20 protein-coding genes and 1 tRNA gene are annotated in these 21,444 nt (G+C 53.3%); 15 read left to right on the forward strand and 6 right to left on the reverse strand.

Going from position 1 to position 21,444, the window contains the following annotated elements:
• Positions 1-65 precede the first annotated feature (65 nt).
• From dnaK to M0646_RS07295, 4 genes are all read left to right on the forward strand, one after another.
• Positions 66-1,988 carry a molecular chaperone DnaK gene (gene dnaK / locus M0646_RS07280; RefSeq protein WP_149819501.1) on the forward strand — a complete coding sequence of 641 codons (1,923 nt, stop codon included), beginning with the start codon at positions 66-68 and terminating at the stop codon, positions 1,986-1,988.
• Between the two features lie 205 nt (positions 1,989-2,193).
• Complete coding sequence (locus M0646_RS07285; RefSeq protein ID WP_011057571.1) at positions 2,194-2,358, forward strand: hypothetical protein; 165 nt, start codon at positions 2,194-2,196, stop codon at positions 2,356-2,358.
• Between the two features lie 10 nt (positions 2,359-2,368).
• Entirely contained in the window at positions 2,369-2,668 is a 300-nt protein-coding gene (locus M0646_RS07290) for a TMEM165/GDT1 family protein (RefSeq protein WP_149819503.1), read from the forward strand.
• A gap of 125 nt (positions 2,669-2,793) precedes the next feature.
• Entirely contained in the window at positions 2,794-4,221 is a 1,428-nt protein-coding gene (locus tag M0646_RS07295) for a mechanosensitive ion channel domain-containing protein (protein ID WP_286649462.1), read from the forward strand.
• A 5-nt stretch (positions 4,222-4,226) separates the two neighbouring features.
• Here M0646_RS07295 and M0646_RS07300 read toward each other — a convergent pair whose 3' ends face one another.
• The 4 genes from M0646_RS07300 to M0646_RS07315 all read right to left on the reverse strand — a co-directional run bounded on the left by M0646_RS07300 (position 4,227) and on the right by M0646_RS07315 (position 8,234).
• On the reverse strand, positions 4,227-4,601 hold the full coding sequence (locus M0646_RS07300; protein ID WP_149819506.1) for a YraN family protein: 375 nt from the start codon (positions 4,599-4,601) through the stop codon (positions 4,227-4,229).
• Between the two features lie 5 nt (positions 4,602-4,606).
• Complete coding sequence (locus M0646_RS07305) at positions 4,607-5,887, reverse strand: glutamyl-tRNA reductase (RefSeq protein WP_206200238.1); 1,281 nt, start codon at positions 5,885-5,887, stop codon at positions 4,607-4,609.
• Between the two features lie 103 nt (positions 5,888-5,990).
• Positions 5,991-6,896 carry an Rpn family recombination-promoting nuclease/putative transposase gene (locus tag M0646_RS07310; RefSeq protein WP_286625136.1) on the reverse strand — a complete coding sequence of 302 codons (906 nt, stop codon included), beginning with the start codon at positions 6,894-6,896 and terminating at the stop codon, positions 5,991-5,993.
• 36 nt (positions 6,897-6,932) lie between these two features.
• Positions 6,933-8,234 carry a valine--pyruvate transaminase gene (locus tag M0646_RS07315; RefSeq protein ID WP_149819513.1) on the reverse strand — a complete coding sequence of 434 codons (1,302 nt, stop codon included), beginning with the start codon at positions 8,232-8,234 and terminating at the stop codon, positions 6,933-6,935.
• A 145-nt stretch (positions 8,235-8,379) separates the two neighbouring features.
• On the opposite strand from M0646_RS07315, the gene M0646_RS07320 reads away from it, so the two are divergent.
• The 11 genes from M0646_RS07320 (at position 8,380) to uvrC (ending at position 20,908) form a co-directional block, all read left to right on the forward strand.
• The gene (locus M0646_RS07320) at positions 8,380-9,666 is read left to right on the forward strand and encodes an efflux RND transporter periplasmic adaptor subunit (RefSeq protein ID WP_286625138.1); all 1,287 of its coding nucleotides are present in this window, start codon (positions 8,380-8,382) and stop codon (positions 9,664-9,666) included.
• 9 nt (positions 9,667-9,675) lie between these two features.
• Positions 9,676-10,095 carry a VOC family protein gene (locus M0646_RS07325; protein WP_190278324.1) on the forward strand — a complete coding sequence of 140 codons (420 nt, stop codon included), beginning with the start codon at positions 9,676-9,678 and terminating at the stop codon, positions 10,093-10,095.
• A 55-nt stretch (positions 10,096-10,150) separates the two neighbouring features.
• A complete protein-coding gene (locus M0646_RS07330) occupies positions 10,151-11,641 on the forward strand; it encodes a leucyl aminopeptidase (RefSeq protein WP_286625141.1) in 1,491 nt (496 codons plus the stop codon).
• Positions 11,642-11,652: 11 nt separating this feature from the next.
• A complete protein-coding gene (locus tag M0646_RS07335; RefSeq protein WP_286625142.1) occupies positions 11,653-12,387 on the forward strand; it encodes a 16S rRNA (uracil(1498)-N(3))-methyltransferase in 735 nt (244 codons plus the stop codon).
• 56 nt (positions 12,388-12,443) lie between these two features.
• On the forward strand, positions 12,444-12,848 hold the full coding sequence (gene rpsL / locus M0646_RS07340) for a 30S ribosomal protein S12 (RefSeq protein WP_149819523.1): 405 nt from the start codon (positions 12,444-12,446) through the stop codon (positions 12,846-12,848).
• 71 nt (positions 12,849-12,919) lie between these two features.
• A complete protein-coding gene (gene rpsG / locus M0646_RS07345; protein WP_149819525.1) occupies positions 12,920-13,390 on the forward strand; it encodes a 30S ribosomal protein S7 in 471 nt (156 codons plus the stop codon).
• 74 nt (positions 13,391-13,464) lie between these two features.
• A complete protein-coding gene (gene fusA / locus M0646_RS07350; RefSeq protein WP_206200247.1) occupies positions 13,465-15,540 on the forward strand; it encodes an elongation factor G in 2,076 nt (691 codons plus the stop codon).
• Between the two features lie 17 nt (positions 15,541-15,557).
• On the forward strand, positions 15,558-16,787 hold the full coding sequence (gene tuf / locus M0646_RS07355) for an elongation factor Tu (RefSeq protein ID WP_149819529.1): 1,230 nt from the start codon (positions 15,558-15,560) through the stop codon (positions 16,785-16,787).
• Between the two features lie 100 nt (positions 16,788-16,887).
• Complete coding sequence (gene rpsJ, locus M0646_RS07360; protein WP_149819531.1) at positions 16,888-17,202, forward strand: 30S ribosomal protein S10; 315 nt, start codon at positions 16,888-16,890, stop codon at positions 17,200-17,202.
• Between the two features lie 30 nt (positions 17,203-17,232).
• The gene (locus M0646_RS07365) at positions 17,233-19,008 is read left to right on the forward strand and encodes a M61 family metallopeptidase (protein ID WP_286625143.1); all 1,776 of its coding nucleotides are present in this window, start codon (positions 17,233-17,235) and stop codon (positions 19,006-19,008) included.
• 13 nt (positions 19,009-19,021) lie between these two features.
• Positions 19,022-20,908 (forward strand): excinuclease ABC subunit UvrC, encoded by a 1,887-nt coding sequence (uvrC, locus tag M0646_RS07370; protein WP_286625144.1) that lies wholly within the window; start codon positions 19,022-19,024, stop codon positions 20,906-20,908.
• Between the two features lie 50 nt (positions 20,909-20,958).
• Here uvrC and M0646_RS07375 read toward each other — a convergent pair.
• Both M0646_RS07375 and M0646_RS07380 read right to left on the reverse strand, forming a co-directional pair.
• Positions 20,959-21,030, reverse strand: a tRNA-Gly gene (locus tag M0646_RS07375).
• A gap of 53 nt (positions 21,031-21,083) precedes the next feature.
• Complete coding sequence (locus M0646_RS07380) at positions 21,084-21,416, reverse strand: P-II family nitrogen regulator (protein WP_149819537.1); 333 nt, start codon at positions 21,414-21,416, stop codon at positions 21,084-21,086.
• Positions 21,417-21,444: the final 28 nt, after the last annotated feature.

Below are 21,444 nucleotides of genomic sequence, written 5' to 3' on the forward strand. Positions count from 1 at the left end.
GTTAAGCCCAATATGGGTGCTGTGCCCCGCATCGAAGTTAGCCTGCAAAGGGAGTTTTCGTCGCTATGGCAAAAGTTGTCGGAATTGATCTGGGGACCACCAACTCCTGTGTGGCCGTCATGGAAGGGGGCAAGCCCACGGTTATTGCCAATGCTGAAGGGTTTCGGACAACGCCCTCCGTTGTTGCCTACACCAAAAATGGCGATCGCCTCGTGGGTCAAATTGCCAAACGGCAAGCAGTGATGAACCCCGAAAATACCTTTTATTCTGTGAAGCGCTTTATTGGCCGTCGCTTTGATGAAGTGACCCACGAAGCCACCGAGGTCTCCTACAAAGTTTTGAACGTCAATGGCAACGTTAAGCTGGATTGCCCTGCCCTTGGCAAACAGTTTGCCCCCGAAGAAATTTCTGCTCAAGTCTTGCGCAAACTAAAAGAGGATGCCAGCAAATATCTTGGCGAGGAAGTCACCCAAGCGGTGATTACTGTGCCCGCCTACTTCAACGACTCGCAGCGCCAAGCCACCAAAGACGCTGGCAAAATTGCCGGTCTTGAAGTGCTGCGGATCATCAACGAACCCACCGCCGCTTCCTTGGCCTATGGCCTAGATAAAAAAGCCAATGAAACCATCCTCGTCTTTGACCTTGGCGGTGGTACCTTTGACGTGTCCATCCTTGAAGTCGGTGATGGCGTTTTTGAAGTGCTCGCCACCTCCGGGGACACCCACCTTGGTGGTGACGACTTTGACAAGAAAATTGTGGACTACTTGGCTGAGTCCTTCCGTGCCCAAGAAGGCATTGACCTGCGCAAAGACAAACAGGCGCTGCAACGGCTGACGGAAGCGGCAGAAAAAGCCAAGATTGAACTTTCCAGCGTCATGCAAACGGAAATTAACCTGCCCTTCATTACTGCAACGCAGGATGGGCCTAAGCACCTCGACATGACGCTCACCCGCGCCAAATTTGAGGAACTCTGCTCTGACCTCATTGACCGTTGTCGCGTACCCGTTGAGCAAGCCCTCAGGGATGCCAAACTCAGCAAAGAGCAGATTGATGAAGTGGTGCTCGTCGGCGGTTCCACTCGCATTCCTGCCATCCAAGAGCTGGTCAAACGGCTATTGGGCAAAGACCCCAACCAGAGTGTGAACCCCGATGAAGTCGTGGCGGTGGGTGCCGCTATTCAAGCTGGGGTGCTGGCAGGGGAAGTGAAAGACATTCTTCTCCTCGATGTCACACCGCTGTCTTTGGGGGTGGAAACCCTTGGTGGCGTGATGACGAAAATTATTCCCCGCAACACCACGATCCCGACGAAAAAATCTGAGGTCTTCTCTACTGCGGTTGATGGTCAAACCAATGTGGAGATCCACGTCCTGCAAGGGGAGCGGGAAATGGCCGCCGATAACAAGAGCCTCGGTACCTTCCGTTTGGATGGCATTCCGCCGGCACCCCGTGGCGTGCCCCAAATCGAAGTCACGTTCGATATTGATGCCAACGGTATCCTCAACGTCACCGCTCGCGACAAAGGCACCGGCAAACAGCAGTCCATTAGCATCACCGGCGCCTCAACGCTGCCTAAGGATGAAGTGGAACGCATGGTGCGCGAAGCGGAAATGAATGCCGCTGCCGATAAAGCCAAACGCGAGAAAATTGAGACCAAAAACCAAGCGGAGCAACTCTGCTATCAAGCGGAGAAACAACTATCCGAATTAGGTGACAAAGTCTCGACCAACGACAAAGACCGCCTCACCTCCCTCATTGCTAACCTGCGATCGGAAATCGGCACTGAAGCTGAGAAGAAACCCATTGAGTCCATTGACTTTGGACGGGTGAAATCGCTGATGCAGGATCTGCAACAAACCCTCTACAGCGTTGGCTCCAGTGTCTACCAAAGTGCGCAGTCCAGTGATGGAACTGGCTCCAGCAGCAGCGGTAGCAGTGGTAGTGGCGGTGATGATGAAGTGATTGACGCTGAGTTCTCGGAAACCAAATAGTCCCGCCCATTGGCAACTTTCTGCCAGAACAAGACTCCTCCTCCCCCTAGGTGAAAGCTTAGGGGGTTTCTCATTTTTGTGAGGGGGTATAGTCACCGTTTTTTCGATCACAGGCTTCTTGTGCTAGGGGAAAAATTCCGATACAATAAAGTTTCTGTCCTTAATTTTTGTTGAGTGCTGAGACCACCCCACCATTGAGGTAAGCATGGCCAAACGCCGCAATCCCAAGAAAGAAAAAGCTCTTCGTAACCAAGCCTATGCTCGCAAGTTTCGCAAGCGTTCTTCGGGTCGCTACAGCCGCCGCCTAAATACGGAGAATCGCCCAGAGACGAAAACCACCGAGACGGTTGAGGAAATGACGGACGCCTAGAGGGCAGTCGGTGATCAAGCGCGCGTTGCCATGGCGAGAGTTCGGGGTTGCGTTTTTAACCGTTTTTTTGGCTGAATTTGCCGATAAAACTCAAATTGCTGTATTTTTCATGGCCGCCCGCGCTGCCTCCCCTTGGTTGGTGTTTTTGGGAGCAGCTTTGGCCTTAGTAACCACTAGTTTGATTGGGGTATTGATTGGTCGCTGGCTATCACAGTACCTCTCAGAACAACGATTACAAACACTGACCGGCAGTAGTCTCTTGGCGATCGCCCTTTGGCTATTGTGGGATATGCTGCACCCAAGCCTTTGATGACCAAAATATCGCCACTTAATGGCGCGAGAAAGTTCCTTCAGTTGACGATCGCCCCCTGCTAAAGTGAGGGGGTTAGCTTAGGCACTGTCTAAGTTTGTGAACCCCTGAGGAGACTGTGGAGAATGCCATCCCAAGTCATTGAACTGTGGTCATCGTTCGTTAGTATTGCCGATGCACCGTTGTTTCGCCTTGGGCGGGAAACGATTTCCCTGCGTTGGCTGTTTCAAGTGGTGCTGTTGCTCATCCTCGTTGCCATTTTGGCGCGCTTTTTCAAGGGGGTGCTGAAAAATCAACTCCTACCGCGCCTTGGTTTGGATTTAGGCAACCGGGAGGCCATTTCCACTGTGATGAGTGGTGCCGGGGGAGCACTGGGCTACATTATTGTTTTGCAAGCAGTGGGGATTAATCTCGATTCCCTTGCGGTGATTATTGGTGGCTTGGGGGTGGGGATTGGTTTTGGTTTGCAGGATGTCACCCGCAATCTCATCAGTGGCCTGACGCTGCTGATTGAGCGCAAAGTGCGTGTCGGCGACTTTGTGGAAATTGAAAACATCAGCGGCTACGTTCAGGAAGTCTCGATGCGAGCCACGGTGATTCAAACCTTTAACGGTTCAAATGTGGTGGTGCCCAATACCTACCTTGCCGATAGTCCGGTGCTGAATTGGTACTACGAAACCCATCGCGGTCGTATTGATATTCCCATTGGGGTGGCCTATGGGACAGATCCAGTTTTGGTGACGGAAGTCTTGCTCAACATTGCCCATTCTGAACCAGATGTCCTCAGGGAGCCAGCCCCTCGGGTGATTTTCCGTGAATTTGGCGATTCGGCGCTTGAGTTTGAACTTTGGGTATGGACGGATGCCATTGAGCGGCGAGTGTTCATCAAGAGCAGTCTCAATTTCAAGATTGATTATTACTTTCGGCAGCATAATATCTCGATTCCTTTCCCGCAACGGGACATCTGGATCCGCAATGCGCCAGCGCTCTCTCCCCTCAGTGAGCCAGCCGAAACGGTAGGCATGCCCTTGGCACCGGCAACGCCCTCCTTAAAGTCGCTGCTTCAGCAGGTGAGCTATTTTCAGTGCATGAATGACTTGCAATTACGCTTTCTCATTGAATCGGGCTACCGCAAGCACTTGGCAGCGAAGGAAATTTTGTTCCGTGCTCAGGAGGCAATCAGTAACTTCTACATCGTATTGCAGGGGCAGATGGCGGCGGTCTATGAAGAGAATGGCGAACTCAAGCCGATGATGACGTTTAATCCGGGAGAGCACTTTGGCGAGCTACCACTGATGCTGGGGGTGGCCTGCCCAACAACGATGATGGCAATGACGGATACGGTCTTGTTTGTCTTACCACGGGAGGGATTTGAACAGTTGCTAAAAGAACATCCTTCCCTTGCTGATGAGATTGCGGTGGCGATCGCCCGCCGTCAGGATGTCCTGGCGCAACATCAACAGGAGCTTCAGCAACTGAGTCGCCAAGAGTCGGATCAAAGTCGTCCGATTAACTGGATTCGCGATCGCCTGCAAAAACTCCTGAGTTGGTAAAGTGCTCAATCGGTGGCGTCCAGCGTAAATGCGTGCTCCAAGTATTGATGCAGCCGATAGGTACCTGCTTGGTATCGCACCAAGGCCACATCGAAGCGACAGGGATGATCCTGCCACTGGGGCTGACGTTCTAGGAAGGCTTGGGCGGCCAAAATGAGTTTGCGTTGCTTGCTAGGGGAAATCGCGCCAAGGCCATCATAATCCCAGTTGTGGGAACGGCGGGTTTTCACTTCGACAAAGCGCACCACTCCCCGCGGATCACAGACAACAATATCCAGCTCACCCCAAGGGCAAGACCAGTTCTGAGCCAAAATTTGACACTGCTGGGTTTGTAGCCACGCGACAACTACCGCTTCGCCGCGATCGCCCACGTGGCGCATAGGCCCTAGGCTTCAATGGGTTCGAGATTAAACAAGTCTTGGAGGGTCTGCATAGCGCGTTGACGACTCTCTAAATCCCGCTGTGATTGCAGTTGTACTGTTGGATCATGGAGAATTTTGTTAATAATCGTGCGCGTCATTGCTTCAATCACCCCTTGATGTTTCTCACCAAACTCACTGCCTAGTCGGGAGAGGGCTTTTTCCAGTTCTTGGGTACGGATCGCTTCCATTTTTTGGCGCAGACTGCGGATGGTGGGAATCGTTTCTAGGGCGTGCCACCAAGCCAAAAAGGTCTCTAATTCTTCCTCAAGGATACCCTCGGCCTCTTGAGCCAATTGGCGTCGCGCCTCTTGGTTTTGGGCGACGACTGCTTCGAGATCATCCACATTAAACAGTTGCACGGAGGCCAATTCTGTCACGTTGGCATGGACATTGCGGGGCACGGAAATATCAATGATGGATAGGGGGCGATCGCCTGTGAGCACCGACCCTAAATTCTCGCGATCCAAGAGAGGTTGTGTCGCTGCTGTGCCCGTAAAGACCAAATCCATTGCTGCCACAATCGGCAGTAGATCTGTCATCGTAAAGAGTTCAAAGCGTACTTCGGGAAACTGCTGCGCCAGTTCCTGTGCCCGTTCCAAGGAGCGGTTGATAATGCTCATTTCTTTCACCCCTCGGGCAATCAGGTGTTGCACCACCAAGCGGGACATTTTGCCCGCACCGACAATGGCAATGCGGCAGTTCTGGAGATTTTGCAACCGCAAGTCGGCGAGTTCCACCGCCGCTGAGCTAATGGAGACCGCCCCCGTCCCAATGCTGGTTTCTGTGCGTACCCGTTTACCGGCAGCGATCGCCCCCGTAAAGAGGCGATTGAGAATAGACCCAATGGACTTGTACTGCTGCCCTAACTGATGACAGCGCTTCACTTGGGAGAGAATTTGCCCCTCGCCAATCACCAAGCTATCCAAACCCGAGGCCACCCGCATGAGGTGCATCACCGCATCCTGATGCAGCAGGATAAAGAGGTAGGGACGCAGTTGGGGCAGGGGAATATGACTCCACTCACTGAGAAACTGATGCACTTCCCGCACGCCCACCTCAGTGTCACTAGTAACAATGTAAATTTCTAAGCGGTTACAGGTGCTAAGGATGGTCGCTTCCTGAATATGGGCGTAGCCGCATAGATGTTGCAGTGCCCGCTCCCGCACATCCTCTGGCACACTCAATTTTTCGCGCACATCCACAGGGGCGGTTTTGTGACTCAAGCCAATGACAGCAATATTCATAGGAATCGGTTGACGTTCGGCTGCAACTCCATCAATTGTTGTATCAGGATTCTTGAGCCTCCTTCACGCTTGTTTGCAAGTCTTTACTAAAGGAGGATTCTCCCTAACCGAGATTCCTGAGCCAGCCCCTCAGGTCTTCTAGGGTCGCAAAGTCAAGGAGAGCTTCTGCCAACGCTTCAATCTGATGGGGAGGGAGCTGGCGAATGCGCTCTTCAAGACTAGTTGGTAAATCGCCAAACCGCCGTCTTAACTGCCGCAAGACAACAAGTACCTCTCCCTGCTGTAATCCCTGCTGTAATCCCTGCTGTAATCCCTGCTGTAATCCCTGCCGTAAGCCCCGTTGTAACCCTTCCTCTTGTGCCTCGGCATAGACCTCTTGGTAAAACCGTGTCCGCTTCAGCTCCTCCGTCGTAAACCCCAGCATGCGCAGCACCTCCTCCCGACTCAGCTTGGTGAACTTGTACAGCACAATGGTAGTGATTAACTCTATTATGGCTTCCAAGTTTGGCGCTCTTTCGGTCTGGCTGCGCTGGGCAAGTAATCGGGCGACTCTGGGCATCTCTGCCTCTGGTACCACCATCAACTGCATCAGGGCAAGGCTCAAGGGCAATTCCGCTGGCGACCCCAGTTCATTCAAATACACCCGCCGCAGGCGATCGCTCTTGACCAACACGTCATAGGGTTCAAAGGAAACTTGTTCGGCTTGGCGATGGGGATAAATGACCACCGCTTGCCAATCAGAGAAAGTTTGGCGGTACAGGCGCAAGTAGAGAAAAATCTCAGCAAAGAAGCGTTCGTAGAAGGTAGTGTCCCGCTGAAACTGAACTTCACAGAAATAGACGGTTCCTGAGGGGTCAGGGGGGAGAAAGACGCCGTCAATGCGAAAGGCCGTTTGCTTCAGCTCCACGGAGTCAAAGCGGTAGCCCTGCGGGGGATTGATTCCCAAAAGGTCAAACAGTGTCTGGGGCAGCTGGGCAAACAGTTGGTAAAAGAGGGAGTCACGGCGCATTGAGAAATGAGGAAGTACTTACCCATGAAGGAGGGCTTAAGCGAGGACATCAGAATAGGAGCGGCTAGGGAACTCTTGATACACCTGTGTAATAGTGGCGGCGAGCCGTTGCATGCCAAGGGCAATTTCCTCATCACTGGCAGTGAGACTAATACGCAAGCACTCCTGTTTGTGGCGCCATGGCTCGGTCAAACCGGGGAAAAAGGAACTGCCGGGAACCACAATCACCCCTGCTCGCTTCAGGTGTTGATATAATTCCCAATCTGTCATGGGTAAATCCCGTAGCCACAGCCACGCGAAAATTGCCCCCTCACCGCGATGCAAAAACCAAGGAAGATCCTTGGGCAAAGCAGTTCGTAGGTTTTCTTCGAGAACTGTAAACTTGCGCTGATAAAAGGGACGAATGACATTGACGGATACTTCGGCTAGGGCACCATTGGCAATGGCTAAGGCCGCGATCGCCTGACCGTAGCGCGAGGCATGAATACAGGCATTGGTTTGAAAGGCTTCGAGAACACTCAAAATCTCGCGATCGCCAATGGCAATCCCCACCCGTTCCCCCGGTAGTCCTGCTTTTGAGAGGCTGAGGCAGTGGACAATATTGCCGCCAAAAACGGGTGCTAGTTCCGTAAAGTTCAAGCTGGGATAGGGGGGGCCATAGGCAGCATCAATCAACACTGGAACGCCATAGGGGACAGCGAGATCAGCAATTTGCCGCACCTCGACATCCGTGAGCACATTTCCCGTCGGATTGCAGGGACGAGAGAAGATGACGCATCCAGTCGTCTCATCAATGTGGAGTTGTTGAAAGTCGGGACGATACTTAAAGGTGTGATCCGCTTCAAAAATCTCAAGGCGCGGACGATAGGCAACAACGGTATCAGGGGTAAGGCTGACGCCACCATAACCCGTATATTCTGGACTCAAGGGGAGAACGACTTTCTTTAATTCACCGTTGGCGCTAAAGCCCCCAAAAGCATTGGCAGCAAAGAAGTAGATGGCCTGACTGCCGGGGGTGACAAGGACATTGCGCTCCGTCAGGTTCAAACCATAGCGGCGATTAAAATCATCGACAACGGCAGCAATTAGCGGTTCATACCCTTGGCTTGTGCCGTAGCGGCAGACCACTTGGCCAAATTCTGGGCTGGCCATTAGCTCGTGGGTACAGTCGCGCCATAGTTGCTCCACCTCAGGGACAATGAGGGGGTTACCTGCACTCAGGTTAATCAGGTCTTGACCGCGATTCAGGCGCAACGTCTCAATAATATCCTTCATGATTGCCCGAACTCCCGTCAGTTGGGACATTTGCTGGCCAATCTGGGAGAGTGCAGGATTCATAGGCAAAGGACATAGACAGTATTGGTTAGGATAGCATCTGCGCTTCTATTGAGGGACAGATGGAACCAATAGACACGGTCAATGCTGCTATTCGGTGGGTCACTGTAACATAACGTTAGAATAGGCCAAGAACTGTAAGGCATTCATGGCAGCGTTTATCCCCTTTGTTGGTAAACCTTCTTCCCCTTGGCGATCGCTCGTGATTGGGGTGATTGCTGCTGGTTTGATTGGCAGTGGTGGCCTACTGCTGTGGCGATCGCGCCAAACGCCCCTTGATTTAGATCGCTACACCGTACCCGTTCAAGACAGTCGCGATTTAGTCGCTCGCATCGCTGCCACGGGCAAAGTTGTCCCTGTACAAACCGTCAATATCAGTCCAAAACGGGCAGGTCTTCTCGCCGAACTCTACGTTGAGCAGGGCGATCAGGTCAAGGCGGGTCAAATCATCGCCCGTATGGACAACCGCGATGAGCAGGCGCAACTTGCCCAAGCCCAAGCCAACCTCGCCGATGCCATTGCCCGTCGCGATCGCGTGGTTGCCGGTAACCGTGCCGAGGAAATTGCCCAAGCCGAAGCCCAAGTGCGAGCAGCCGCCACCCGTGCTCAATTGGCAGAAGAACGCCTGAAACGCAATGAATTGCTCGCGGCTGAGGGTGCGATTCCCCGCGATACCCTTGATGAATTAAAAGCCAATCGGGATAGCGCGATCGCCAGTCTGCAGGAAGCCCAGAAGCGTCTGCAACTGTTACAGCGGGGTTCCCGCACTGAAGAGATCCGTCAAGCGGAAGCGGCCGTGGCTGCTGCCCAAGCCCAAGTCCAAGCTGCCCGTGCAGCTCTTGAAGATACAGTGATTCGCGCTCCTTTTACGGGCATTATTACCCAGAAGTACGCCAATCCGGGAGCCTTTGTGACACCCACCACCACCGCCTCTGCCACGACCTCTGCCACTTCCACCTCAATTGTGGCCATAGCCCAAGGCCTAGAAATTCTTGCCGAAGTCCCAGAAGTGGACATTGGCCAAGTGCTTGTGGGGCAACCTGTTGAAATCCGTGCCGATGCCTATCCGGGGGAAACCTTTGAAGGACGAGTGCGCTTAGTGGCACCCGAAGCCGTGGTGGAGCAAAATGTGACGTTCTTTCAGGTGCGGGTCTCCCTTGTTACTGGGTTGCAGAAGCTGCGCTCTGGGATGAATGTGGACTTAGATTTTCTGGGACAAAAAATTAACAATGCTCTGCTGGTACCCACCGTGGCCATTGCCGTTGAGCGTGGCCAAACAGGTGTTTATGTGGTGGGGGAAGACAATCGACCAAAATTTCGCCCTGTCACCATCGGCAGTAGCTGGCAGGATCAAACGCAAATTATCAGCGGCCTGAGGGCGGGTGAGCGGGTCTTTATTGATTTTCCGGAACGGCTGCGGCCAAAACAGGAGTAGTTTATGGGCTTGCACCACGTTTCCATTCGCACCGCCAATATTCAGCGGGCGATCGCCTTCTATGAATGCCTAGGCTTTACGATGGATGTCCGCTTTACCACGGGCTATACCCTTGCCTGTTGGCTCAAGGGCTGGCACACCCGCCTTGAACTTGTGCAAGTCCCTGAACCCCACCCTGCTGCTGACCCTTTTCACGATGAGCACTATGTTGGCTACTATCACCTCTCCTTTGATCTCAGTAATCATCCGCATCCTCTAGAAACCTGGCTCCAGCAAGTGGCGCAAACCTTGGCTGCCCAGCAATTGCCCTTTGAGCTACTCCTGAAGCCTAGTCAACAGGTGATTGGTTCCCACCTCTATCACGTCGCCTTTATCCGCGATTGTGATGGTCTACCCCTTGAGTTTTTGCAGTGTCTTGGTTCCTGCTGAAGTCTAAACCCCGATAAAATAAGGGGGTCGAGAGATTTTTGGGTCGTCCATAGGCATGCAACTGCAAACAACCACTACGGCAATTCCAGACTGGTCTGGTGATTTACTGGCGATCGCCGTCTTTCAAACGGAAGGCACCCTCACCCTTACAGATCCCTATACGACCCTCGATCAGCGCCTCAATGGCCTCTTACAAGAACTCATCAGCGAAGGGGAGTTTCAAGGCAAATCTGGCACCTCCCTGCTCATGCGCCTATTGCCCAACTTCCCCGTTAAGAAACTCCTCCTTGTCGGCTTAGGCAATCGCGATGACTTTAACCTAGAGACCCTGCGCCGCACTGCTGCGACCATTGCCCGTACGGCTCGCCGTGAACGCGCAAAAACATTAGGCATGGCACTGCCCCATGAGACTTTAGAAGTGGCGGATGCTGCCCAAGCCATTGCCGAAGGAGTTCTCCTTGCCCTCCACAGTGATGTGCGTTTTAAGTCGGATCCCGAAGCTCGTAAACTCCTGCCCTATCCAGAATCCGTCAGCCTGTTGGGTTTAGGGGAGCAAACAGCAGCCTTGACCCGTGCCCAGCAGATTTGTGATGGGGTGATTTTGGCGCGCGAACTCGTGAATGCCCCGGCCAATGAAGTGACGCCTGTCACCCTTGCGGAAACGGCTCAGCAATTGGCGGCTACCTACGGCCTCACGGCAAAAATTTTGGAGCGCGATGAGTGTGCCGCCTTGGGTATGGGTGCCTTTTTGGGAGTGGCCCAGGCATCTGATCTACCGCCGAAATTTATTCACCTCACCTACACTCCCGCCGGAAATGTCCAGAAGAAAATTGCCCTCATTGGCAAGGGGTTAACCTTTGATTCCGGTGGCCTCAACCTCAAGACCCAAGGGGGCATTGAAACCATGAAAATGGACATGGGGGGAGCCGCAGCCGTTTTGGGAACCGCCAAGGTCATCGGTCAACTCAAACCCGCTGGCATTGAAGTTCACTTTATTATTGCTGCCACTGAAAACATGATTAGTGGCCGTGCCCTGCATCCGGGGGATATTCTCACCGCCTCCAACGGTAAGACCATCGAGGTCAACAACACCGATGCTGAAGGCCGCCTCACCCTTGCCGATGCCTTGGTCTATGCCGAAAAACTAGGCGTAGATGCCATTGTTGATTTGGCAACGCTGACCGGTGCCTGTATTGTTGCCTTAGGGGATAATATTGCCGGTCTTTGGAGCAACAATTCAGAATTGGCGCAAGCTCTGCAAAAGGCCAGCGATCGCTCCGGTGAAAAATTCTGGCAAATGCCCCTTGAAAATAAATACTTTGAGGGCATGAAGTCCCAAGTGGCCGATATGAAAAACACCGGTCCGCGATCGGCCGGATCAATTACCGCCGCCCTATTCCTTCAGCAATTTGTCGATCACACCCCTTGGGCACACCTTGACATTGCCGGTCCTGTTTGGGCTGAAAAAGAGGATGGCTACAATAATCCCTGTGGGACGGGCTACCCTGTGCGCACATTGGTGGAGTGGCTATGCAGTCTCAGTTAGATAGAAATTGAATGCGATCGCCCCAGCGGTTAGTCGTCTCACCCTCACAAATCCAAGACCGACAGGTGTGGCTCACTCCTGAGCAAGTCCACTATCTCCGCCATGTCCTGCGCTTAAAAGATAACGATGTCATCTCGATTTTGGATGGCCAAGGACAGCGATGGCGGGGCACGCTTGGTGTGAATGGGCAGACTGTCGAATTATTGGAGGCTGAACAGCAAAAGACGGAGCTCAGTGTAGAAATTATGCTCTGTCTAGCTCTACTGAAGGTGGCAAACTTTGAGCAAGTGCTGCAACAGGCAACGGAATTGGGGGTCAAGCGTATTATTCCGATTCAAACAGCGCGATCGCTCCTGCAACCCAGTGCCAATAAATACCAGCGTTGGCAGCGCATTCTCCAAGAGGCCGCCGAGCAAAGTGAGCGTCTTTATGTCCCCACCCTTAGTGATCCCCTCTCCGTTGCCGAAATGGTCAGCCTCACCCCCAAGGGCTACATTGCCAGTTTGAATGCCTCACAGCTCCTGTGGGACTGCTTGCCCCAAATGAATCTATCTCAGCCAATTTATCTGGCGATCGGACCCGAGGGGGGATGGACAGCCTCAGAAGTGGAGCAAGTTTTGGCCGCTGGTTGGCAAGCATTTTCCTTGGGGCGGCGTACCCTGAGAGCCGTCACCGCCGCGATCGCCAGCCTGACCTTAGTGAGCCATTACACTGAGAGGCACTGCGCAACGGCACAACAGCATTGACAACGCCACGGCTACCTCGATACACTAGAAGTTCGGTGAAATTAACGTAAGCAGCAATGCCCACCATCCAGCAACTGATCCGCCAAGAGCGGGAACTGTTGAAAAAGAAAACAAAATCTCCTGCCCTCAAAAGCTGCCCCCAACGGCGTGGGGTATGCACACGGGTTTATACCACAACCCCCAAAAAGCCCAATTCTGCCCTGCGCAAAGTGGCACGGGTACGTCTCACCTCTGGCTTTGAGGTCACCGCCTATATTCCGGGAATTGGCCACAACTTGCAGGAGCACTCTGTGGTCATGATTCGCGGCGGTCGGGTTAAAGATTTGCCCGGTGTGCGCTACCACATTATCCGTGGCACGTTGGATACCGCTGGCGTCAAAGACCGTAAACAAGGTCGCTCCAAGTATGGTGCCAAGCGTCCCAAACCCGGTGAGGCTGCTGCTACCGGCAAGAAGAAGTAATTTCCGTTCTCCTATCTCCTTGAGTCCACCCTTGAAATCTTAAACTTCACTAGAGCAAACAGCAAACACCTATGTCTCGTCGCACTCGCGCTCAAAAACGGCCTACTGCCCCTGATCCCGTCTATAACAACGTGCTGGTGAATATGTTAATCCAGCGGATTATGCTCAATGGCAAAAAATCCCTTGCCAGCCGCATTGTCTATGACGCGATGAAAACCGTACAGGAGCGCACCGGCGAGGATGCTCTGCAAATTTTTGAGCGTGCAGTAAAAAATGCAACGCCCCTAGTGGAAGTGAAAGCCCGCCGTGTGGGGGGTGCCACCTACCAAGTGCCGATGGAAGTTCGTCCCGATCGCGGCGTCGCCTTGGCTTTGCGCTGGTTAGTGCAATTTTCCCGCAAACGAGCCGGTCGTTCGATGTCCGCCAAGCTGGCCAATGAATTGATGGATGCCGCCAACGAAACCGGCAGCACCATTCGTAAACGGGAAGAAACCCACAAAATGGCAGAAGCCAACAAGGCCTTTGCCCACTATCGCTACTAAACCGTCACACGGTTCAAGAGTTGGATACAATTATTTAAGAATTCTAACGTAATGCAACAAACAAGGAGGTAGCTGTGGCACGGACGACCCCGCTAGAGCGAGTGCGAAACATCGGGATTGCCGCTCACATTGATGCGGGTAAAACAACCACAACTGAACGTATTCTTTTCTATTCCGGTGTGGTGCACAAAATTGGCGAAGTGCACGAGGGTACCACGGTTACCGACTGGATGGAACAGGAGCGGGAGCGGGGCATCACCATTACAGCCGCCGCCATCAGCACCTCTTGGAAAGACCACCAGATCAATATTATTGACACTCCCGGCCACGTGGACTTCACGATTGAGGTGGAGCGCTCCATGCGGGTTCTCGATGGGGTGATTGCGGTATTCTGCTCCGTCGGTGGTGTGCAACCCCAGTCAGAAACCGTGTGGCGGCAAGCCGATCGCTACAGCGTCCCGCGCATCGTCTTTGTCAACAAGATGGATCGCACTGGGGCAAACTTCTACAAAGTCTATGACCAGATTCGCGATCGCCTGCGGGCAAATGCTGTGCCGATTCAGTTGCCCATTGGTGCTGAAGATCAGTTCAAAGGCATCGTTGATCTGGTGCGGATGCGCGCCAAAATCTACAAAGACGACCTTGGCAAGGAAATCGAAGACACTGAAATTCCTGCCGAGATGACTGAACTGGCGGAAGCGTATCGCACCAAGCTCATCGAGGCAGTTGCCGAAACCGATGATGCCCTCATGGAAAAATACTTTGAGGGGGAAGAACTCACAGAAGAGGAAATCCGCGCCGCCCTACGCAAAGGGACGATCGCTGGCACCATTGTGCCGATGCTCTGTGGCTCCGCCTTCAAAAATAAAGGCGTGCAATTGCTCCTTGATGCCGTGGTGGACTATCTGCCAGCGCCCATTGACATTCCAGCGATTAAAGGTCATCTGCCCGATGGCACAGAGGTAGAGCGGGCTGCCGACGATGATCAACCCCTAGCGGCATTAGCCTTCAAAATCATGTCGGATCCCTATGGCCGCCTCACCTTCGTGCGCGTTTATTCTGGTGTTCTCAAAAAAGGCAGCTATGTCCTCAATGCCACTAAGGGCAAGAAAGAGCGCATTTCTCGTTTGATTGTGCTCAAAGCCGATGAGCGGATTGAAGTAGATGAACTGCGAGCCGGCGATTTAGGAGCTGCCTTGGGTCTGAAGGAAACCTTCACGGGGGATACCCTCTGCGATGAAAGCTCGCCCGTGATTCTTGAATCGCTGTACATTCCAGAGCCAGTGATTTCCGTGGCTGTGGAACCCAAAACCAAGCAGGACATGGAAAAACTCTCCAAAGCCCTGCAAGCCCTCTCTGAGGAAGACCCCACCTTCCGCGTCAGCGTTGATCCTGAAACCAACCAAACCGTGATTGCGGGGATGGGGGAACTGCACCTCGAGATCCTTGTGGATCGGATGCAGCGGGAGTTCAAAGTGGAAGCCAATATTGGCCAACCCCAAGTGGCCTACCGCGAAACGATTCGCAAACCCGTCCGTGCCGAAGGCAAGTTTATCCGTCAAAGTGGCGGTAAAGGCCAGTATGGTCACGTTGTGATTGAAGTAGAGCCTGCCGAACCCGGTACTGGGTTTGAATTTGTCTCCAAAATTGTTGGTGGTGTCGTTCCCAAAGAGTACATTCCACCTGCTGAGCAGGGGATGAAGGAAGCCTGTGAATCGGGGATTTTGGCAGGGTACCCAGTGATTGACCTCAAGGTCACATTAGTGGATGGCTCCTACCACGAGGTTGACTCCTCAGAGATGGCCTTCAAAATTGCTGGCTCCATGGCCATTAAAGAGGCAGTAATGAAAGCCAATCCGGTGCTGCTGGAGCCAATGATGAAGGTCGAGGTCGAGGTTCCAGAAGAATTCCTTGGGACAGTGATGGGAGACCTCATTTCCCGTCGCGGTCAAATTGAGGGACAAACCGTGGAAAATGGCATTGCCAAAGTGACGGCAAAAGTCCCTCTCGAACGGATGTTTGGTTATGCCACTGACATTCGCTCGAATACCCAAGGTCGGGGAATTTTCTCGATGGAATTTAGCCATTACGAGGAAGTCCCCCGTAATGTGGCTGAGGCGATCATTGCCAAAAATAAAGGGAACGCATAGTCTATACGAGGAACAACATGGCACGCGCTAAATTTGAACGAACCAAACCCCACGTTAACATCGGTACGATTGGTCACGTTGACCACGGTAAAACCACACTGACCGCAGCCATCACCATGACATTGGCTGCCCAAGGGAAAGCCCAAGCTCGCAAATACGATGAAATTGATGCTGCCCCTGAGGAAAAAGCCCGTGGGATTACCATCAACACGGCTCACGTGGAGTATGAGACTGAAAAACGTCACTATGCCCACGTGGATTGCCCCGGCCACGCTGACTATGTGAAAAACATGATCACGGGTGCCGCCCAAATGGACGGTGCTATTCTCGTGGTGGCCGCTACTGATGGTGCGATGCCCCAAACCAAAGAGCACATTCTCTTGGCTCGTCAGGTGGGGGTGCCCAGCATTGTTGTCTTCCTGAACAAAGTGGATATGGTGGACGACGAAGAACTGCTGGAGCTGGTGGAACTGGAACTGCGGGAACTCCTCAGCGAATATGAATTCCCCGGTGACGAAGTGCCCATCATCCGTGGTTCGGGTCTAAAAGCCCTTGAAGCCATGACCGCCAACCCGAAAACCCAACGCGGTGAAAATGAGTGGGTCGATAAAATCTACGAGCTAATGGATGCCGTGGATAACTACATTCCTACCCCTGAGCGGGATGTGGATAAGCCCTTCTTGATGGCTGTAGAAGACGTGTTCTCCATCACCGGTCGGGGTACCGTGGCCACGGGTCGGATTGAGCGGGGTCGCATTAAGCTCAACGAAACGGTTGAACTCGTGGGTCTGCGGGAAACTCGCACAACGACGGTCACCGGTATTGAAATGTTCAAGAAGAGCCTCGAAGAGGGGATTGCCGGTGACAACGCTGGTTTGCTCCTGCGCGGTCTGAAAAAAGAGGATGTGGAACGGGGAATGGTGATTGCCAAACCCGGCTCCATTACGCCCCACACCCAATTTGAGGGTGAAGTGTACGTGCTCACTGAAAAAGAGGGTGGCCGTAAAACCCCCTTCTTTGCCGGTTACCGTCCGCAGTTCTATGTGCGTACCACCGATGTGACCGGTACGATTACCTCCTTCACCGCTGATGATGGTAGCGCCGCTGAAATGGTGATGCCTGGTGACCGCATCAAAATGACCGTGGAACTGATCCAGCCCATTGCCATTGAGCAGGGGATGCGCTTTGCCATCCGTGAAGGTGGCCGGACGATTGGTGCGGGTGTTGTCTCCAAAATCCTGAAGTAGTTGATCTTATGGCCGCTAGCCTTTCTGTGGTGTTGGCGGCCTTTTTTTGTCTGAATTTTGTCGGATTGTCTCTGAACCTTGACAAGTAAGGAAGATTCCTATGGCTGCTCTACAACAGAAAATTCGTATTCGCCTTAAGGCCTTTGATCATCGCTTGCTCGATACTTCCTGCGATCGCATTGTCGATACTGCAAAAAGAACCGGCGCTTCCCCCGTTGGCCCAATTCCCCTACCCACTCGCCGTCGAATCTATTGCGTCCTGCGATCGCCCCACGTGGATAAGGACTCACGGGAGCATTTTGAAACCCGTACCCACCGTCGCATACTCGACATTTACCAACCTTCACCGAAAACGATTGATGCCCTGATGAAGTTGGACTTGCCGGCGGGCGTAGATATTGAAGTGAAATTGTAAGCGTCGCCAAAGTTCACTACACTGGGGGGTATGACGCATACGATCATTCATCCTTCCCCCTCTGAGTCTTCTCTTCAGCCCCCTGCCATGGCCTACAGAATCAACTGCCAGCAGGGGCATACGCATCTTTTATGGGTAACGCTGCGGCTAACGGCACCGCAAACCGATGTTCTTGATCTGCACTTGCCGGTGTGGACGCCGGGTTCCTACCTTGTGCGCGAATATGCGAGGCATCTTCAGGACTTTACAGTAACGGCCGCCGACGGTACCCCCTTGGAATGGTGGAAGTGTGCCAAGAACCAGTGGCAGGTGGCCTGCACACCGGGTCTAGAACTAGAAGTGCGCTATGCCATCTATGCCCATGAACTGTCAGTGCGCACCAATCATTTTGATCCCAGCCATGCCTACTTCAATCCGGCAGCGGTCTGTCTCTATGTGCCAGAATATCGCGATCGGCCCCTAACAGTAACCATTGCTGCACCGCCGCACTGGCGGGTGACGACTCCGCTTGAACCCTTTGGCGAGGATGGCTTCACCTTTTGGGCAGCAAATTACGATCTGCTGGTGGATAGCCCCTTTGAGGTGGGTACCCACCCTGTTTATGCCTTTGAGGTGGACGGTAAACCCCATGAATTGGCGGTGTGGGGCAAGGGCAATTTTGAGCCGCAGCGGGCGATCGCCGACATGCAGCGGATCATTGAAACAGAGGCAAGTTTCTTTGGCGGCCTGCCCTACGATCGCTATGTCTTTATTTTGCACCTTACCCACAAGGGCTACGGCGGTCTGGAGCATCTCAATAGCTGCTCGTTGATCTTCCATCGCTTTGGCTTTCAGCAAGCGGAGCAGTATCGCCGCTTCCTCTGTTTAGTGGCCCATGAGTTTTTCCATCTTTGGAATGTCAAGCGCATTCGCCCCCAAGCCTTTGAAATCTTTGATTACGACAGCGAAAATTACACCACCAGCCTCTGGTTTGTGGAGGGGATAACCAGTTATTTCGACCAACTGATTCCCCTCTGGGCAGGGTTATTTGATGCTGCGGCCTATCTTAAGCTGCTGAGCGAAAGTCTGAATCGCTATTTACACACCCCTGGTCGTTTTGTTCAGTCCCTTAGTGCTGCTAGCTTTGATGCGTGGATTAAGCTCTATCGCCCCGATGAAAATAGCATTAATTCGCAGATGTCCTACTACCTAAAGGGAGAGCTAGTGGCACTACTGCTGGATTTGCGGATTCGCCTTAATTTTAATCACCAGCGATCGCTCCTCGATGTCCTGCGGCGGTTGTGGCAGCAGTATTGCGAGACAGGTCAGGGCTATACTCCCGATGAGCTGTGGGAAACGATTGAAACCGTTGCCGATGAAAACCTTGGCACATGGCGCGAGCAATTCATTGAAGGAACCGTAGAACTCCCCCTTCAGGAGTGTTTGGCTAAAGTGGGTTTGGAACTGGTGCCCCAAGACGCGCTGCCCTATACGGGACTTCAGTTTAAGCAGGAACATGGCGCTCTGCAAATCAAGGCAGTGCTGCGGGACTCCCCGGCTGAACAGGCAGGCTTGGTGGCTGGGGATGAAATCATTGCCCTCAATGGGTGGCGCGTCAAGGCGGAGGACTGGTCAGAGCGATTGCGGGAATACCCAGTGGGAGAGACGATTCACTTGACATGGTTCCATGATCAGCAATTGCACTCAGGAACATTGATGTTGGGAGACCCTCAGCCCCGCTATCAGGTGCAGTGCCGTGCCGATGCCACGCCGAGTCAGCGGGCACATTTAGAAGCTTGGTTGGGAGCCACAGCGGCGCAGCTCTAGGGGAGGTGGCAGTATGCTTCAGCCCTTGATTCAGGATCGCGATCGCTTGGAACAGATCTTGCGGCAACTGCCCTTGACTCCCGGCGTTTATTTTTTCAAGGACAAGACGGATCAAATTCTCTACATTGGCAAGTCCAAACGCCTGCGATCGCGGGTGCGCTCCTATTTTCGTGAGCCAGCCCAATTGGGGCCGCGCCTTGAATTAATGGTCTATCAGGTGGCGGACATTGAATTCATCGTCACCGATACGGAAGCCGAAGCCCTTGCCCTCGAAGCCAATTTAATCAAGCAGCATCAGCCCCACTTCAACGTTCTCCTCAAGGATGACAAGAAATATCCCTACGTCTGTATTACGTGGTCAGAACCCTATCCCCGCATTTTCATTACCCGCAAACGCCAATTGGGTAATGTCGGCGATACCAGCAGTGATGCTCCCAAGGATCGCTACTATGGCCCCTATGTGGATAGCTTTCGCCTGCGCCAAACCCTTGCCCTTGTGAAGCGGCTTTTTCCACTGCGGCAACGTCCCCGCCCCCTTTTCAAGGATCGCCCCTGTTTGAACTATGACATTGGCCGCTGTCCGGGGGTCTGCCAAGGGCTGATTTCACCGCAGGAGTATCGGCAAACGCTGCACAAGGTGGCCATGATCTTTCAGGGGCGCACGGGGGAACTGGTGGCACAGTTGCAGGCACAAATGGTGCAAGCGGCGGCGGATCTGAATTTTGAACTGGCAGCCCGACTGCGGGATCAAATTCGTGGCCTTGAGCATTTAGGCGTGGATCAAAAGGTGTCCTTGCCTGATGACACGGTGTCACGGGATGCCATTGCCCTTGCCTTGGGCGATCGCCATGCAGCCATTCAACTCTTTCAAATTCGTGCGGGTCGCTTGGTGGGACGTTTGGCTTTTGTTGCCGATGCCCAAAGTGGCAGTGTCGGCACGATTTTGCAACGGGTGCTTGAAGAACACTATGCCCAAGTGGATGATGTAGAAATTCCCAGTGAAATTTTGCTGCAACATCCCCTCCCCGAGGCGGATCTGCTGCGTACCTACTTGAGCGAAAAGAAAGGCCGCGCCGTCACCCTCACTGTCCCCCAACGCCAAGCAAAAGCCGAACTGATTGCCATGGTGCAACGCAATGCAGAATTAGAATTGGCACGCATTCAACAGGCCAGCGATCGCACCCAAACGGCTCTTGAAGATTTAGCCCAACTCCTTGGCCTTGACACCCTTCCCCACCGCATTGAGGGCTACGACATTTCCCACATTCAAGGGTCTGACGCCGTGGCCTCACGGGTTGTCTTTATTGATGGCTTGCCCGCCAAGCAGCACTATCGCCACTACAACATCCGCAACCCTGAAGTAAAACTTGGCCACTCCGACGACTTTGCCAGTCTTGCTGAGATTCTCCGCCGCCGCTTTGCCCCCTATCTTGAGGGCAAGGGTGACCCTCCAGAGGCTGATGACTGGCCCGATGTGATCCTCATTGATGGCGGCAAGGGGCAACTGTCCGCCGTGGTTCAGGTCTTGGAGCCACTCCTAGATGATCTCACCCTTCTCAGCTTGGCCAAACAGCGGGAGGAGATTTTCCTACCCCACCACCCCCAACCTCTGCCGACCGATCCAGAGCAACCGGGGGTGCAATTGCTACGCCGCGTCCGCGATGAGGCTCACCGCTTTGCCCTGAACTTCCACCGTCAAAAACGTGCCCAACGCCAACGGCGATCGCACCTCGACCAAATTCCCGGCTTGGGCTATCAACGCCAAAAGGAACTCCTCGCCACCTTTCGTTCCATTGACTACATCCGCATGGCCACGCCCGAACAGTTGGCGCAGGTACATGGGGTCGGCCCCCGTCTAGCGGAAAAAATTTACCGCTATTTTCATGCTGATACCGATTAGCAAAGAGCTAAGTGCTTTTCAAAAAAAGGGCGATCGCTTGCTATCTCAAAAGCGGGTAACGCGATTCGAACGCGCGACATCAACCTTGGCAAGGTTGCGCTCTACCACTGAGCTATACCCGCAACAGATTTTTAGCTTAAAAAATTAGGAGGCGTCTTGTCAAGCCCCAGAAATTTCAGCAGCCCTCAGGACCACAAAAGCTGTGGGCGTACAACACTTCGGCATCGTAGATGTAAGCAATGCCTGCATAGTCGTTGAAAAACTCGACTGCCACCCGATCCACAATTTTTTCCGCCATTTCCCGCGTCTGGGTGAGTACCTCAAACTTGATATTGGCTTGGGTATCGGAAACGCTGGGTTGACCAGAGGAGCGCACATTGCGACTCCCTTTGCCGCTGGTTTCCATCACGGTGTAGCCAGTCGCCCCGGCCTCATCAATGATTTGGGCAATTTTTTTCAAGAGAATCTTCTCGGTCACAATCACGAGCTTCTTTGCTGGCTTGGCCATTCTGAGTTCCTCCTTGAGTGAAATTGGC

Origin of the sequence: Thermosynechococcus sp. B3 (assembly GCF_030323045.1) — a bacterium.
GTDB lineage: Bacteria > Cyanobacteriota > Cyanobacteriia > Thermosynechococcales > Thermosynechococcaceae > Thermosynechococcus.

Excerpts from the sequence above, each read along its gene's own strand:
- rpsG (WP_149819525.1), top strand. The coding sequence starts at position 12,920 with ATGTCTCGTCGCACTCGCGCTCAAAAACGGCCTACTGCCCCTGATCCC.
- M0646_RS07380 (WP_149819537.1), bottom strand. The coding sequence starts at position 21,416 with ATGGCCAAGCCAGCAAAGAAGCTCGTGATTGTGACCGAGAAGATTCTC.
- M0646_RS07300 (WP_149819506.1), bottom strand. The coding sequence starts at position 4,601 with ATGCGCCACGTGGGCGATCGCGGCGAAGCGGTAGTTGTCGCGTGGCTA.
- M0646_RS07330 (WP_286625141.1), top strand. The coding sequence starts at position 10,151 with ATGCAACTGCAAACAACCACTACGGCAATTCCAGACTGGTCTGGTGAT.
- rpsL (WP_149819523.1), top strand. The coding sequence starts at position 12,444 with ATGCCCACCATCCAGCAACTGATCCGCCAAGAGCGGGAACTGTTGAAA.
- tuf (WP_149819529.1), top strand. The coding sequence starts at position 15,558 with ATGGCACGCGCTAAATTTGAACGAACCAAACCCCACGTTAACATCGGT.
- M0646_RS07335 (WP_286625142.1), top strand. The coding sequence starts at position 11,653 with ATGCGATCGCCCCAGCGGTTAGTCGTCTCACCCTCACAAATCCAAGAC.
- M0646_RS07305 (WP_206200238.1), bottom strand. The coding sequence starts at position 5,887 with ATGAATATTGCTGTCATTGGCTTGAGTCACAAAACCGCCCCTGTGGAT.
- rpsJ (WP_149819531.1), top strand. The coding sequence starts at position 16,888 with ATGGCTGCTCTACAACAGAAAATTCGTATTCGCCTTAAGGCCTTTGAT.
- M0646_RS07315 (WP_149819513.1), bottom strand. The coding sequence starts at position 8,234 with ATGAATCCTGCACTCTCCCAGATTGGCCAGCAAATGTCCCAACTGACG.
- uvrC (WP_286625144.1), top strand. The coding sequence starts at position 19,022 with ATGCTTCAGCCCTTGATTCAGGATCGCGATCGCTTGGAACAGATCTTG.
- M0646_RS07320 (WP_286625138.1), top strand. The coding sequence starts at position 8,380 with ATGGCAGCGTTTATCCCCTTTGTTGGTAAACCTTCTTCCCCTTGGCGA.
- dnaK (WP_149819501.1), top strand. The coding sequence starts at position 66 with ATGGCAAAAGTTGTCGGAATTGATCTGGGGACCACCAACTCCTGTGTG.
- M0646_RS07295 (WP_286649462.1), top strand. The coding sequence starts at position 2,794 with ATGCCATCCCAAGTCATTGAACTGTGGTCATCGTTCGTTAGTATTGCC.
- M0646_RS07310 (WP_286625136.1), bottom strand. The coding sequence starts at position 6,896 with ATGCGCCGTGACTCCCTCTTTTACCAACTGTTTGCCCAGCTGCCCCAG.
- M0646_RS07365 (WP_286625143.1), top strand. The coding sequence starts at position 17,233 with ATGACGCATACGATCATTCATCCTTCCCCCTCTGAGTCTTCTCTTCAG.
- M0646_RS07285 (WP_011057571.1), top strand. The coding sequence starts at position 2,194 with ATGGCCAAACGCCGCAATCCCAAGAAAGAAAAAGCTCTTCGTAACCAA.